Below are 12,918 nucleotides of genomic sequence, written 5' to 3' on the forward strand. Positions count from 1 at the left end.
CCCGGCTGCCCGCGCCGCCGCCCTGGCTGCGCGAGAGCGTGCTGACCGCCGTCGGCACCCGGCACGCGCGCAGGCGCCGGCGCGGGCTGGCCTGGGCCGGAGGGCTGGCGGCGGCGGCCGCGATCGCGGGGGTGACGTTGCTTTCCGGGCTGTCCGGCACGGACAGGCCCACGGTGGCGTACGGATCGGGCGGTATGCGGGTCTCGGCCGAGTTGGACGCCCGCCAGTGGGGCACGGCCGTGGATCTGTCGGTCAGCGGCCTGACCACCGGCCAGCGCTACCTCGTCTGGCTGGAGCACCGCGACGGCAGCCGGATCCCGGCGGGGAGCTTCACCGCGAGGGGCATGGGCCTGACCATGGAGCTGTCGGCGGCCGTGCAGGGCGACGAGGTGGTCGCGCTCGGCCTGAGCACCGTACCCGGTGGCCCGGCCGTGCTCCGCGCGCTGATCAGCCGTTGACGGCCCGCGCCCGATGGGACGCGGGCCGCCGACGGTTCCGCGGTAGACCTTGCAGCGGTGCCGGAACCGGCGGTCCGGGGTCGAGGAACAGTGGAATCCAAGCCGATGACAAGTAATGATCAGTAGCTTGCCCGGCATGAGGAAGCGATCTTCTGTTCTCGCCGTGTCGGCCGCGGCCGCCGTACTCGCCGCTCCCACCGCCGCGCTGGCCGCGGCGGACTCGCCGGCGGCGGCTCCGGTGGCCGCGTCGGCTTCGATGGCGGCGGCGGCTCCGGTGGCGGCGGCGGCTCCGGGGACCAAAGCCTTCTCCTTCCGGGGGATGAGCCTGAAAATTCCCGCCACTTGGAAGGTGTACGACTACACGGACCGGGTCCTGGTGGCGACCGGTAGCTGCAAGATCCCCGAGCCCTTCGCCCCGAACTGCCGGGGGTTCTGGCTGTACGGCCCGAAGGTGATCGCCTACGGCGCCGAGGGCCGCCGTTACACCGGCGAGAAGCCGTTCGTCCCGGCCGGTGGGGCGCCGGTGGGCTGCCCCTTCGAGTACGGAAGTATCCAGGTGATCGGCAAGGCCACCTCGACGGGCCCGCGCCAGGTCGGGCGCGGGCACAAGGCGGAGTACACCGCCTGGGCCGGCCGGTGCGTGAAGCAGAAGAGCGGCCGGCAGACGGAGAGTTTCACCCAGCGGGAGTGGTTCCTGCCCGAGTCGAAGATCGTCATAGTGGACGTGTGGGACGACCGGCGGCTGCCGGGCCTGCTGAAGAACGCCGTTTGGAGCTGACCTGAGGGCGGCTCGTGATCGAGGCGCTCGGCCGGTAGGGCGGCGCGGCCCTCATCGTTCGGATCTGTCGCAGACCGGATGCCACCTCGACACGCCGAACGGCTCGCAGGAGATCCCGCGAGCGCACAGTCCGCACTCGAAAAGGTCCTAGCCGGAGAACCTCTTCGCGCGGTCCCGGGCCCATTGCGTGGCCTTGGCCGCCTGGTCGCCGGTGACGGGCGCGCCGGGCATCCGGCTCAGGCGCTCCACCTGATCGGCGAAGCGCAGGTGCTCCCGGTGAGCGTGTTCCCGGCAGGCGAGGCAGGTGACGCTCTCCGGACGGGGAGAGGTCATCACATAGGGCACCTGGAGCCCGCAACCGGTGGTGACGACACCCGGCGCGTCGGGCACGAGCCCCAGCGACGACACGATCACATTGCGGAAGGCGGCACCGGCCTGCACCACCTTCTGCTCGACGTGGATGTGCGGATCGGTCTCGCTCATCTGCCCTCACGCCTCCGCCCGAGTCGTCCCGGAATCAGATTAATACGTTTGGTAAAAACACGGCCGGGTCTCCGGCCAGGCCCGCTCCGACGACGGCCTCCTCTCCCCGGATACGGATGATCGCTTCCGGAACCGTCGCCCGCACCTGGTAAGACGGAAGCCCGCACCCCCGCCGTGCTCGCCGCCAACGCCCGGCGGCTGCCCCGGCTGCGCTCGCTGTTCCTCGGCCTCATCGAGCCCGACTATCAGATCTCCTGGATCCAGCAGGGTGACATCACCCCGGTCCTGGAGGCGTTCCCCCTCCTGGAGCGGCTGGACGTGCGAGGCAGCGAGGGCCTGCACCTGCGCCCTGTACGGCATGCCTCCCTCAAGGTTCTGCGGTTCGAGACCGGCGGACCGCCCGGTGAGGTCGTGCGCACGCTCGGGCAGTGCGACCTGCCCGCGCTGGAACATCTTGAGCTGTGGCCCGGCGTCGCCGAGTACGGCGGCGACGCCACAGTGAACGACCTGGAGGGAGTCCTGTCCGGGACGGGCCTGCCCGCGCTGCGAGGATCATGCCGGGGATCGCGGCGGAGCGGGTGTAGACGCTCCAGGGGTTGGCGTGCCGTTTCCAGGCCTCGTCGGTCATGCGGAAGGCCCGGGCGACCGCGGACAGGGGCTTCACGCCGATCTCCGGAAAGGAACGGGTGAGACCCGCGGCTTGCGCCGGTCGGGCACCCGGAGGGTATTGTGTGAACAAAAAATCAGATTGTTCATATGGAGATACTATGCCGCGGCGTTCTCCGAGGAAGAGCGGGCGCGGATCACCGAGCGGTTGCTCGACACCGCCACCCGCCTCTTCTCGACCCAGGGCCTGCGCAAGACGTCACTGGAGGAGCTGACGACCCCTGCGGGCATCGCCAAGTCCTCGATCTACGCCTTCTACGACTCCAAGGAGGACCTCTACTTCGAGGCCATGCTGCGGCAGTACGAGGGGGTGCGGCGGCGCGTGATCGACGAAGGGCTCAACCGCGGCACCGACACCCGCGACCGCCTGCGGCGCTTCCTGCGCGCCACGGTCGCCGAACTCGACACCAACCCGCTCTACCGGCGGCTGATGTCCCACCCCGAGGAGATGGGCGCGGTCGCCGCCAAGCTCACCCCCGAGCGGATGGCCGCCGCCGAGGGCGGCCCGATGGCCGATCTGCTCCAGTTCCTCGGCACCCATCTGGAAGGCGATCCGCAGGTGCTGCTCGGCGTGCTGCGCGCGGTCCTGCTGACCCCGCTGTACGCCGAGCACCTGGACGCCGACGTCTACCCGGCCGTGATGGACCGCCTGATCGACGCTGTCACAGAAGGGCTCACCCCATGCTGAACGACCTGCCGTACCTGTCGGCCGGTGAAGGACCACCCCTGGTTGTCCTGCTCTACACCCCGCAAGCGGCCAACCCGAGAGGCTTGGCACGCTGGTCCACGATGCGGCTGGTGCGACCGTTCACCGAGCATTTCACCGTCTACGTCGTCAACCGCCGGCCTGGGCTGCCACCGGGCACGACGATGACCGACCTCGCCGCCGTCTACGCGCAGGCGATCAGAAGCACCTTCGAGACCCCGGTGAACATGCTGGCCATCTCCACCGGCGGATCCATCGCCCTCCAACTCGCCGCCGACCATCCCGGCCTGGTCGACCGCCTCGTCCTGGCCGGCACGGCCTGCACCCTCGGCCCCGTCGGCAGGCGAGCCCAGCGCGCCTACATCGAGCGCGCACGCCAGGGCAGGCGGCCGAGCCCCGCGCTGGCCGAGGTCGTCACGGGATCGACGACCGGCCGAAGACTGCTCGAAGGCCTGCTGTGGCTGTCCGACAGTGGCCACGAAGACCACACCGACGCCGTCATCGTCCTCGACGCCGAGGACGGCTCCGACCTGAGTGGACGGCTGCGCGACATCAAGGCGGCCACGCTGCTGATCCAGGGCGACAGGGACCTGGTCTACCCGTTGGAACTGGCCCGGCAGACGGTGGAAGGCATCCCGGACGCCCGGCTCGTCGTCTATCCGGGCCGGAGCCACAGCGGCACGTTCACCGACAGACGGTTCGCCCCGGACGCCCTGGCCTTCCTGACGGACAGTTGATCGACGCGCGCGGGGTGTTCCCGGTCGGGTCCGGCGAGGTCATCTCCACCGCCGTCGTCCTGGTGGCCGTCCGCCTCGGCATCAGTGCTGGGATCACCCCTTCGAGCCGGTGAAGGCGATGCCGGCGATGAGCTGACGTTGCATGACGGCAAAGAGAACGATCACCGGCAGTGAGGCCACGACCGACCCGGCGAACAGGATGGGGAAGTTGGTCAGGAACTGGCCGCGCAGCGAGGCGAGGCCGGCCGACAGCGTCATCATCTCCGGGTCGGTATTGACCACCAGGGGCCAGAGCAGGCTGCTCCACGACCACATGACGGTCAGCATGCCGAGCGCCAGCAGGCCGGGTCTGACCAACGGGAGCAGGATGTGCCAGTAGATCTGCAGCGGGCTGGCCCCGTCGATCGAGGCCGCCTCGTCCAGCTCCCTGGGCAACGACAGGAAGAACTGCCGGAGCATGAAGGTGCCGAACGCGCCGAACACGCCCGGCGCTATCAGCGCCTGAAGGGAGTTCAGCCAACCGAGCCCCTGCATGATCTCGTACCGCGGAATGAGGAACAGCTCCCCAGGCACCATCAGCACGGCCAGGAAGAGCAGGAACAAGGCGCCCCTGCCGGGAAAGCGCAGCCGCGCGAAGGCGAACGCGGCCAGCGAGCACAGCAGCAACTGTCCGGCGGTCACGGCGGCGGTGACCACGACCGTATTGAGGAACTGCCTGGCCAGCGGCACCGACCGGAACACGTCGGCGAAGTTCGACCACTGCCAGGAGGGCGTGAACTTCGGCGGCACCCGCAGCGAGTCCGGCAGCGTCTGCAGCGAGACCACGAGCTGCCATGCGAACGGTGCGAGCATCACCAGCGCGCCGGCGGCCAGGAACACATGCGCCGGCCAGGTCCTGGGCTTACTCATAGTGCACCCACTTCTTCTGCAGCCTGAACTGGATCGCGGTCAGCACCAGGATCAGCCCGAGCAGGATGACGGCGATCGCCGCGGCGAGCCCGCGCTGGTTCTGCACGAAGCCCGTCTCGTAGAAGAGGTAGACGATCGTGCGGCTGCCCTCCAGGGCCGGGCTCTTCAGGTCGATCATGAGATAGACGAGGTCGAAGACCTGCAGCGCGTTGATCATCGTGATGACCACGACGAAGAACGTGGTGGGCGTGAGCAACGGCAGCGTGATGCTGAAGAACTGCCGTAACCGCCCGGCTCCGTCGATCTCGGCGGCCTCGTAGTAGTGACGCGGAATGCCTTGCAGGCCGGCCAGGAACAGCACCGCGTTGTAGCCGATCGAGCTCCAGATCCCGACGACCGCGATGGCGTAGATCGCGAAGTCGGGGTCGCCGAGCCAGTACGGCCCGTCGATCCCCAGCGTGCCCAGGACGTGGTTGATCGCCCCGAAGTCGCCGTTGAACAGGTAGCTCCAGGTCAGGCCCACCGCGGCGGGCATCGTGACCACGGGCAGGAAGTAGAGGGTCCGGTAAACGCTCAGCCCGCGCAGCCCCGGCACGTTCAGCAGCGCCGCGACGACGATGGACAGCGGCACGCCCGCCAGCACCAGCACCGAGTAGAGCAGGGTGTTGCCGAGCGCGCCGTACATCTCCTCGTCGGTGAACAGGTCGGCGAAGTTGGCCGTCCCCACCCAGGTGTAGCCGCCGAAGACGCCTGACTCGGTCATGCTGAGATACAGGGTCTGGGCGATGGGCCACAGGTAGAAGACGGCCAGACCCAGCGCCATCGGGGCGATGAGGAGATACCCCCACGCCCACTCGCGCCTGGAGTGCATCGGTTACTCCTTGGCCAGGATCTCGTTCATCTGCGTCGCGATCTCCTTGGCGACGTCGGCCACCGGCCGCTTGCCCGCCCAGGCCTCGGCGAGCAGTTTGTTCTGCACGTCCTGCCACTGCGCGGTGTTCAGTGACACCGGGTACGGCACGCCGTACGGCATCGAAGCGTCGTAGGTCTCCTTCAGGTGGAAGGAGGGGAAGGACTTGAACCAGCCCTCCTGTGTGCCGTCACGGAGTGAGAGGGAGCCGCCGCCGCTGTCGCTGAGGATCCTCTGGGCCTGCTCGGAGGCGACGAACTCGGCGAAGGCCGCCGACTCCTTCGGATGCTCGCTCTTGGCCGAGACGGCGTTGGCCAGGCCGAGCAGGATGACGGCTTCCTTGCCGGGGCCCGCGGGCAGCGGGGCCACGTCGATCCGCTCGCGGATCTCGGGGTTGGCCCAGAAGGTGGGGGCGAACCAGACGCCGCCGTACAGCATGCCGTACTTGCCGGACTGGAAGAGCGTGATGGGGTCGGTGTCGGCGTAGACCTCCGCCACGGGGCCGACCTTGTCCTTGATCATGCCGGTCCAGTACTCCAGGCCCTGGATCGAGGCGGGGTCGTCGAAGCCGCTCTTCTTGCCGTCCTGCGACAGCACGTGGCCGCCCGCCTGGAGCATCGTGGGGTAGAAGGCGCCCTGGTCCCACATGTGGGCGAGGATGCCGAACTGCTTCTTGGACGGGTCGGTCAGCTTCTTGGCCGCGGCCTTGACGTCGTCCCAGGTCCAGTCGGCGGTGGGGTAGGCCACTCCGGCGGCGTCGAAGAGCTTCTTGTCGTACCAGAGCGCCGGGATGCTCACGTTGTGCGGCAGGCCGTACAACTTGCCGTCGTAGCGGTACCCGTCGACGACCGCCGGGGGAAGGCCCTGGGCCTTCGACTCCTCGATCGGGGTGATGATCCCACCCTTGGCGTACATGCGGACGTTGAGGCTGTTCATCCAGAACACGTCGGGCGCGGCACCGCCGGACGCGGCCGTCTGGAGCTTGGTCCAGTACTGGTCCCACGGGGTGATCTCGAGCTTCACCGTGACGTCGGGATTGGCCTGCTGGAAGGCCGAGATGATCTTCTCCGCGCTCGCCTGGTCGTTCTTGTCCCAGATGGCGTAGCTGATCGTGGCCTTCCCTGAGGCTTCCGGCTGGCTGGAGGAACCGCAGCTGGCAGCCATGACGGTGAGGCCGGCGAGGCAGGCAAGGGGTAGGCGGAAACGCACGTCTGTCTCCAGGGGGGTCGGGGGGTGTTCAGGGCCGCAGGTTGGCGGTCCAGTCGGCGAGCTCGCGGTCGATCTCGGCCCTGGTCCGGGGATGGCCGGGAGCGTCAGGGCGTTGCTGCCAGGGGTGCGGGCCGGTGGCCGGGCGATATTCCACACCCAGGGCGTCGAGCCGCTTCTCGTGTACGGCGAGCCGTACGAGAAAGTCCTCGAAGTCGCGCTCGTCGCTCCACATCGCCTCGGCGAAGGCGGCCAGTCGCGGGAAGGCCATGTAGTCGAGGAGCCGGGGCGAGTCGATGTGCTCGGTCCACAGCGCCGCCTGCGCGCCGAGGATCCTGCTCCGCTCCTCCCCGGTGAAGCCGGGGGGGACCGGATCGAAGGCGTGGACAGCGCGCAGGGAGGTCACGCTGCCGATCGGCACCGGCTCCTGCTCGCCCTCCGCCTGGCGGAAATCCAGGTACGTCTCGGCGAACGGGGAGACGACGACGTCGTGGCCGGCTCGCGCGGCCATCGCCGCGCACCTGTCGCCGCGCCAGGCAGCGACGGTGACGCCCAGTGGCAGGCCACCCTCCATGAGTTCGTCCCAGCCGAGCGGCTTGCGCCCGCGCGCCAGCAGGTAGTCGGTGAAGTGCCGCATGAGCCAGCTCTGCAGCTCATCGGCGTCGCGCAGGCCGAGTTCACGGATGCGCTCCTTGGCGGGAACGCTCTCGTTCCACTGGGTCTTGGGGGTCTCGTCGCCGCCGACGCAGACGTACTCACCGGGGAAGAGTTCGAGGACCTCGTCGAGGACATCGGTGAAGAAGGCGATCGTGTCGTCGGAGACGTTGAGCACGTTCTCGCCGACGCCCCACTCGGTGCGCACCTCCAGGGGGACGTCGAGGTTGCCGAGCTCGGGGTAGGCGGCGATGGCGGCCTGGGTGTGGCCGGGAAGGTCGATCTCCGGGACGACCGTGACGGAGCGGTCGGCGGCGTAGGAGACGATCTCCCTGATGTCGTCCTGGCTGTAGAAGCCGCCGTGCGGGCGCCCGTCGAACAGGCGATGCCGCCTGGCGCCCAGCGGGGACTCGCGCCGCCAGGCGCCGATCTCCGTGAGCTTCGGGTACTTCCTGATCTCCAACCGCCAGCCCTGATCGTCCGTCAGGTGCAGATGGAGGACGTTGAGCTTGTGCGCGGCCAGCAGGTCGATGTACCTCAGCAGGTCGTTCTTGGGCAGGAAGTGCCGCGCGACGTCGATGATGCAGCCGCGCCAGCCGTACTTGGGGGCGTCGACGATCTCGGCCGCGGGGATGCTCCAGGTTCTGTCGCCGGTACGGCCGGCGCGGAAGGCGGCCGGGTCGAGCAGCTGGCGAAGGGTCTGCGCCCCGTAGAAGGCGCCTGCCTGGGCCGAGGCCTCGATCAGCACGGACTCCGTCGTGGCGGTGAGCCGATATTCCTCGGGCCCGAGGCCCACGGTGTGGCGGATCTCGACCCCGCCGGGGCCTTCGCGCAGCGGTAGGCCCGTAGCCGGGGTGAGGGCCTGGCGGAGCCACGTCGCGGCGCCGGCCAGCACCGGGTCGGCGGTCAACGGCGTCGCGGCGGTGAAGGTGAACCGCTGTTCTCCGAGTGTGCAGCGGGAAGGCGCCGGGATCGGGGTCACAGTGCCCGCACCGTCCGGGTCGCGCGGGCGCGTTCGGCGGCCCGGACGACGAGGTGCCCGGACAGGGCTTCGGCCGGCGCGGCCCGCCTCGCCGGGTCCGGGTCGGCCACGGCCGCGATCCGCGCCCGGCCGTCGGCAGCCGCCGCCCTGGCGTAGATCCGGCCGCGCGCTCCTGACCCGACGACGGCTGTGGTCACTGTCATTTTCGGACCCCCTTTATTACAGAGTCCATAGATATTCATAGAAACGGCCTTGCCGTCAAGACCTTCTGTGCTGGATGATCCAGCCGGACACCGGCGATATAATTCAGAGACCATTGATAGTGAGGAGCAAGCCCGTGCGGGTCAGCGGTGGGGACCTTCAGTGGCTGCGACAGCAGAACATTCTGAACAGTCTTCGGGCCCTGCGTGAGGCGTGCGCACCACTGACGCTCACCGAGCTGGTCGCGCGGACCGGGCTGTCGCGAGCCTCCGTGGGCGACGTCGTCGCCGAGCTCCAGCAACGTGGCTGGATCGCCGAGGTCGAGCCCGCGCCGGGCACCTTGGGCAGGCCCGCCAAGCGCTACCGTTTCCGCACCGACGCCGGGCACGTGCTGGGCATCGACATGGGAGTTCACAAGGTCCTGGCCGTGGTCACCGACCTCGCGGGCCGGACCGTCGCCAGCGGCCGGGTCGCCGTCGACCGGCACACCGCCCGGCATGAGCGGCTGGAGGCCGCGTGGCGGGCCATCGACGCCGCGCTCGTCGCCTCCGGTCTGGCGGTCTCCGACATGTGGGGCGCCACCGCGGGGAGCACCGGTGTCGTCAACCGGGAAGGGGTGGTCACCCGGGTCAACGACCTCCCCGACTGGCCCGGAGTCGACCTCGCCGGCCATCTCGGGCAGCGGCTGTCCTGCCCGATCACCATCGAGAACGACAGCAAGCTCGCCGCCCTCGCCGAGCAGCGGCTCGGCGTCGCGGCAGGCGTTCGAGACCTTGTCTACCTGCACGTCGGCCGCCGACCCGGCGCTGCGCTCATCCTCGACGGCCGGCTTCACCACGGGTTCAGCGGGGCCACCGGCGAGGTCGGCCTCATGGAGATCACCGGGTGGCGCACCATGGCCGGCCACCTGGAGAGCTGTCCCGCGGCCGCAGGCGCATCACCCCAGGAGGCCGCGCGGCTCGTCTTCGACGCGGCCCGCGCCGGAGACCCCGGAGCTCAGGCTGCCGTCGATGCCTACGCCCGCCACCTCGCCCTCGGCGCCGCCGCCATGGTGCTGACGCTGGATCCTGAGCTGGTCGTCCTGGGCGGTGGTTTCTCCCGCTCGGCCGACGTCCTGCTTCCCGCTCTCAAGCGGGCCCTCGAACCCCACTGCCTGCGCCTTCCCGAAATCCGCCCCTCGACGCTGGGTGAGGAATGCGTCGCCTTGGGCGGAGCCTGCCTGGCGCTGGACCATGTGGACGAGTGGCTCTTCTCGCTGGAAGGGACCATCTCCGGTCCCGCCGCCCCTCAGCGTCTCCCCTGACGCCGCTGCTCTCGAAGGGGCGGCCGAGCAGGATTCACCTTGCTCGGCCGCCCCTCGTCGTCAGGCCTTCTCGTAGGGGATGATCTCGGCGAGGGCGGAGGCGCCGCCGATGCCGTAGTCGGAGCGCAGCCTGACGTACCGGGCCGAGACGCCCTGGAGGCTGACGTCGTTGGGCGCGGTCATGCGGGGCCACTCGACGGCCGTGACGTCCCTGAACGTGGTGCCGTCATCGCTGACCTGCACCATCCCCTTGAGGATGGTGCCGTTCATGTTCGTGCGCAGCTTGGGCTGGAACCGTACGGCCGACAGTTCCCTGACCCGGCCGAGGTCGACGGTGATGGTGTGCGGCTGCGGCGGGACCACAGGGTAGTCGGAGTGGAAGTCGGTGGTGAGCTTGCCGTCGACGGCATTGCGCGGGTCGCCGATGCCGGGTTTGAAGGTGCTGGCGGTGGCCTTGAGCTCGGCGGGCGGGATGCGGCGCCCGACGGGCTCCGTCGGCCAGATGTGGCGTCCCTTACCGGGCTCTTCGGTCACGGGTTCCCGGTCGGGCCCGGTGCCCTTGCCGCGGATCAGGACGTCGGTGATGACGGAGCCGTGGTCGGAGTAGAAGGGGTACTGCGGGTCAAGCGGGGTCTGCTGGTGGCGGGGCAGGCGCCGGACGTCGGCGCGGGAGCCCAGGACGCGGACGTCCTTGCCGCGGGCGAAGACGTAGTCGATGCGGCCGGGGATGGCGCCCATGCCGTGGAAGGGGCTCCACGTGCGGCCGGGGTACATGCCGGCGTCGGCGTTGGCGTAGCGGAAGGTGTCCATGAAGCCGGCGTCGGTGTAAAGCTTGGTGTACGGCCAGGGCAGGACCACACCGCCGTGGCCGGGGGCATTGGCGAACTGCTCGCTCCAGTCCAGGTGCGACTGCGCGTTGAGGTCACCGCCCATGAGCACCGGCGCGTCGTCGTCGCCGATGAAGGACGGGATCGCCTTCTCGAGGATGGCCTTGCCCATGGCGACCCGGCGGAGGTTGTCGCCCTCCAGGATCTGTTCGTCGGTCTTGGTGCGCGGGAGGCCGTGGGTGTTCTGCACCGCCGCGTCGTGGGTGTCGCCGTAGGCCCAGCCGTCGTGCCAGGTCCAAAGGCTGAAGGCGTGGACGTGCTTGCCGTTGGGCAGGCCCAGCCGGGCGCCGCCGATGTTGAAGGAGTCGATGTCGGCGTCGGCGTAGCGAGGGTACACCTTCTCGACCTTGAGCTTGGTGTACAGCCACAGGTTGTCGCCGTTGTGGCTGTAGTCCTCGGGCGTGGTGAGCTGCACGCCCGTGAAACGGTCGCCCTCGGCCCGCCCGGCGTTGAGCCCCTCAAGGATCTTCTGACCGGACCCGTACCCCTCGACCACGAAGAGGATGTCGGGGTTGACCTCGTTCATGTAGTCGATCATCTGGGTGAGGTTCTCGCCGGTGGTCTCCTTACGGTCGAACGTGCCGCCGACGAAGAGGTTCCACGCCATCAGCCGGAGCGGTGAGCCCACGTGCTTCTCCGGCAACGAGGTCACGGAGACGTCGACCGTCACGTCCTTGTCGGGGAGCACGAACGGGCGGCTGCGTACCTGCCCTTCACGGCTGTAGAGGGTGTCTCGCGCCCATACCTGGTCGCCGCTCCTGACCGTGGTGACGAACTCCTCGACGCGGTGGGGCCGTGGTTTGCCGGTGGCGACCACAGTGCAGGTGCTGCCCGGGCCGTTGCCGTCGCAGTCCAGCCGGTAGCTCGGTCTGGTGCCGCGGTCGGCGGCGGCTGCGGTGGTGTTCGTGGCGGCGAGCAGTCCGGTCAGGGCCACGGCGACGGCGAGGGGAGGGGTCAAGAGGCGCATGGCATTCCTCCAAAGCGAGATTTCTGTGGGAGACGGCGCCGAGTAGGCGCGGCTGACGCGACCTCTGCTGGCCGTCACGGCTGGTCGACACATGGTCGCCCATTATTGACAAGCTCCAGAGGAAGTTGTTCCAGGTGCAGGCTCTCCTACCGGGATCATTCCCGCAGGAGTGTCGCACCGCAAGGTCTCCAAGGTGAATATTTATAGAGCCTGCAATAAAGCGCCGGGTTCATGGCCGTCGGCGGCACGGGCCCGCTGATCCTTTCGAACCGCGGACCGATCTGGATCTCCGAGCTGCCCGGAGGCGAAGTGCGGGCCGGCGCGATGATCTGCGAGCGCCCGGCTCCGTCCATAGGATCTGGGACATGAGCACCGTGCCCTGGAACACCAAGGAACTGACCATCGGCGAGCTCTCTGAGCGCAGCGGCGTGCCCGCCTCGGCGCTGCGCTTCTACGAGCGCCAGGGCCTCATCCACAGCCGCCGCACCACCGGAAACCAGCGCCGCTACCACCGCACGACACTGCGCGTGGTCGCCTTCATCCGCGCCTCGCAGAACGTGGGCATCCCGCTGTCGGTGATCGGCGAGGTCCTGGCCATCCTGCCCGAAGGCGCCGCCCCGACCGAGCAGTTCTGGATCCGAGCCTCCGACTGCTGGCGCGAGGAGCTCAACGCCCGTATCGAACGGCTGGAGCGGATGCGCGACCTGTTCACCGAATGCATCGGCTGCGGCTGCCTGTCCTTCGGACAGTGTGCCCTGGTCAACCCCCGCGACCAGCTCGCCGAGAAGGGCAGCGGACCCCACCGCCTCACCTCAGGAGCACCGGCCCGGTAGTGCTTTGTCAGGTGGCGGGGTCTGCGGCCGGCTGTACGGACCGGCACGATCACGGACTGCGAGGTCAAGCTTCAGCGGGCAGGAGGCGAGATCGGTCACGGCGTGGACGCTGACGCCGATCCGGCAGTCGCCGACCTTGCCCAGGGCTTGTTCGTGAATAACTGTCAGAGCTGATCTGCGGGGCAGTCATCGGCGGACGTAATACGATCTTGCAGTTGCTCGAGCGTACGTGCGGGCG

14 protein-coding genes are annotated in these 12,918 nt (G+C 69.1%); 6 read left to right on the forward strand and 8 right to left on the reverse strand.

Annotated elements, in window-relative coordinates; translation table 11 throughout:
* Positions 1–458: hypothetical protein (locus tag ACWDS7_RS40240; RefSeq protein WP_451933550.1), on the forward strand; the 458-nt coding region annotated here is incomplete at its 5' end.
* A 136-nt stretch (positions 459–594) separates the two neighbouring features.
* A complete protein-coding gene (locus ACWDS7_RS40245) occupies positions 595–1,236 on the forward strand; it encodes a hypothetical protein (protein WP_451933551.1) in 642 nt (213 codons plus the stop codon).
* Between the two features lie 147 nt (positions 1,237–1,383).
* Here ACWDS7_RS40245 and ACWDS7_RS40250 read toward each other — a convergent pair whose 3' ends face one another.
* Both ACWDS7_RS40250 and ACWDS7_RS40255 read right to left on the reverse strand, forming a co-directional pair.
* Entirely contained in the window at positions 1,384–1,719 is a 336-nt protein-coding gene (locus ACWDS7_RS40250) for a hypothetical protein (RefSeq protein WP_451933552.1), read from the reverse strand.
* Between the two features lie 367 nt (positions 1,720–2,086).
* Positions 2,087–2,347, reverse strand: coding sequence for a DUF6653 family protein (locus tag ACWDS7_RS40255; protein WP_451933561.1), 261 nt, complete (start codon positions 2,345–2,347; stop codon positions 2,087–2,089).
* A gap of 120 nt (positions 2,348–2,467) precedes the next feature.
* On the opposite strand from ACWDS7_RS40255, the gene ACWDS7_RS40260 reads away from it, so the two are divergent.
* Together ACWDS7_RS40260 and ACWDS7_RS40265 are read left to right on the forward strand one after the other, a co-directional pair.
* Positions 2,468–3,073, forward strand: coding sequence for a TetR/AcrR family transcriptional regulator (locus ACWDS7_RS40260; RefSeq protein WP_451933553.1), 606 nt, complete (start codon positions 2,468–2,470; stop codon positions 3,071–3,073).
* Positions 3,067–3,828, forward strand: a complete 762-nt coding sequence (locus ACWDS7_RS40265; protein WP_451933554.1) for an alpha/beta fold hydrolase — start codon at positions 3,067–3,069, stop codon at positions 3,826–3,828. Before ACWDS7_RS40260 ends, ACWDS7_RS40265 begins: the two co-directional genes overlap by 7 nt.
* A 93-nt stretch (positions 3,829–3,921) precedes the next feature.
* Here the strand turns inward: ACWDS7_RS40265 and ACWDS7_RS40270 are convergent, their stop codons facing one another.
* From ACWDS7_RS40270 to ACWDS7_RS40290, 5 genes are all read right to left on the reverse strand, one after another.
* Positions 3,922–4,737 carry a carbohydrate ABC transporter permease gene (locus ACWDS7_RS40270; protein WP_306873938.1) on the reverse strand — a complete coding sequence of 272 codons (816 nt, stop codon included), beginning with the start codon at positions 4,735–4,737 and terminating at the stop codon, positions 3,922–3,924.
* Complete coding sequence (locus ACWDS7_RS40275) at positions 4,730–5,608, reverse strand: carbohydrate ABC transporter permease (protein WP_451933555.1); 879 nt, start codon at positions 5,606–5,608, stop codon at positions 4,730–4,732. The genes ACWDS7_RS40270 and ACWDS7_RS40275 overlap by 8 nt, the downstream gene beginning before the upstream one ends.
* A gap of 3 nt (positions 5,609–5,611) precedes the next feature.
* Positions 5,612–6,811 carry an ABC transporter substrate-binding protein gene (locus ACWDS7_RS40280; RefSeq protein ID WP_451933556.1) on the reverse strand — a complete coding sequence of 400 codons (1,200 nt, stop codon included), beginning with the start codon at positions 6,809–6,811 and terminating at the stop codon, positions 5,612–5,614.
* Positions 6,812–6,884: 73 nt separating this feature from the next.
* Positions 6,885–8,489 (reverse strand): beta-N-acetylhexosaminidase, encoded by a 1,605-nt coding sequence (locus tag ACWDS7_RS40285; RefSeq protein WP_451933557.1) that lies wholly within the window; start codon positions 8,487–8,489, stop codon positions 6,885–6,887.
* Positions 8,486–8,692, reverse strand: a complete 207-nt coding sequence (locus tag ACWDS7_RS40290; RefSeq protein WP_451933558.1) for a hypothetical protein — start codon at positions 8,690–8,692, stop codon at positions 8,486–8,488. The genes ACWDS7_RS40285 and ACWDS7_RS40290 overlap by 4 nt, the downstream gene beginning before the upstream one ends.
* 134 nt (positions 8,693–8,826) lie before the next feature.
* Between ACWDS7_RS40290 and ACWDS7_RS40295 the strand changes: the two genes are divergently transcribed.
* Positions 8,827–9,993, forward strand: coding sequence for an ROK family protein (locus ACWDS7_RS40295; RefSeq protein ID WP_306873924.1), 1,167 nt, complete (start codon positions 8,827–8,829; stop codon positions 9,991–9,993).
* A 60-nt stretch (positions 9,994–10,053) separates the two neighbouring features.
* Here ACWDS7_RS40295 and ACWDS7_RS40300 read toward each other — a convergent pair whose 3' ends face one another.
* Positions 10,054–11,847: a discoidin domain-containing protein gene (locus ACWDS7_RS40300; protein ID WP_451933559.1), complete on the reverse strand. Its 1,794-nt coding sequence runs from the start codon at positions 11,845–11,847 to the stop codon at positions 10,054–10,056.
* A 365-nt stretch (positions 11,848–12,212) separates the two neighbouring features.
* Here ACWDS7_RS40300 and soxR point away from each other — a divergent pair, with 365 nt between their 5' ends.
* Positions 12,213–12,680, forward strand: coding sequence for a redox-sensitive transcriptional activator SoxR (soxR, locus tag ACWDS7_RS40305; protein ID WP_451933560.1), 468 nt, complete (start codon positions 12,213–12,215; stop codon positions 12,678–12,680).
* The last annotated feature ends 238 nt before the right edge of the window (positions 12,681–12,918 follow it).

The sequence above is a fragment of the Streptosporangium sp. NPDC003464 genome (assembly GCF_053588315.1).

Coding starts and splice junctions, on each gene's coding strand:
- ACWDS7_RS40245 (WP_451933551.1), top strand. CDS start 595: ATGAGGAAGCGATCTTCTGTTCTCGCCGTGTCGGCCGCGGCCGCCGTA.
- ACWDS7_RS40250 (WP_451933552.1), bottom strand. CDS start 1,719: ATGAGCGAGACCGATCCGCACATCCACGTCGAGCAGAAGGTGGTGCAG.
- ACWDS7_RS40255 (WP_451933561.1), bottom strand. CDS start 2,347: ATGACCGACGAGGCCTGGAAACGGCACGCCAACCCCTGGAGCGTCTAC.
- ACWDS7_RS40265 (WP_451933554.1), top strand. CDS start 3,067: ATGCTGAACGACCTGCCGTACCTGTCGGCCGGTGAAGGACCACCCCTG.
- ACWDS7_RS40270 (WP_306873938.1), bottom strand. CDS start 4,737: ATGAGTAAGCCCAGGACCTGGCCGGCGCATGTGTTCCTGGCCGCCGGC.
- ACWDS7_RS40275 (WP_451933555.1), bottom strand. CDS start 5,608: ATGCACTCCAGGCGCGAGTGGGCGTGGGGGTATCTCCTCATCGCCCCG.
- ACWDS7_RS40280 (WP_451933556.1), bottom strand. CDS start 6,811: ATGGCTGCCAGCTGCGGTTCCTCCAGCCAGCCGGAAGCCTCAGGGAAG.
- ACWDS7_RS40290 (WP_451933558.1), bottom strand. CDS start 8,692: ATGACAGTGACCACAGCCGTCGTCGGGTCAGGAGCGCGCGGCCGGATC.
- ACWDS7_RS40300 (WP_451933559.1), bottom strand. CDS start 11,847: ATGCGCCTCTTGACCCCTCCCCTCGCCGTCGCCGTGGCCCTGACCGGA.
- soxR (WP_451933560.1), top strand. CDS start 12,213: ATGAGCACCGTGCCCTGGAACACCAAGGAACTGACCATCGGCGAGCTC.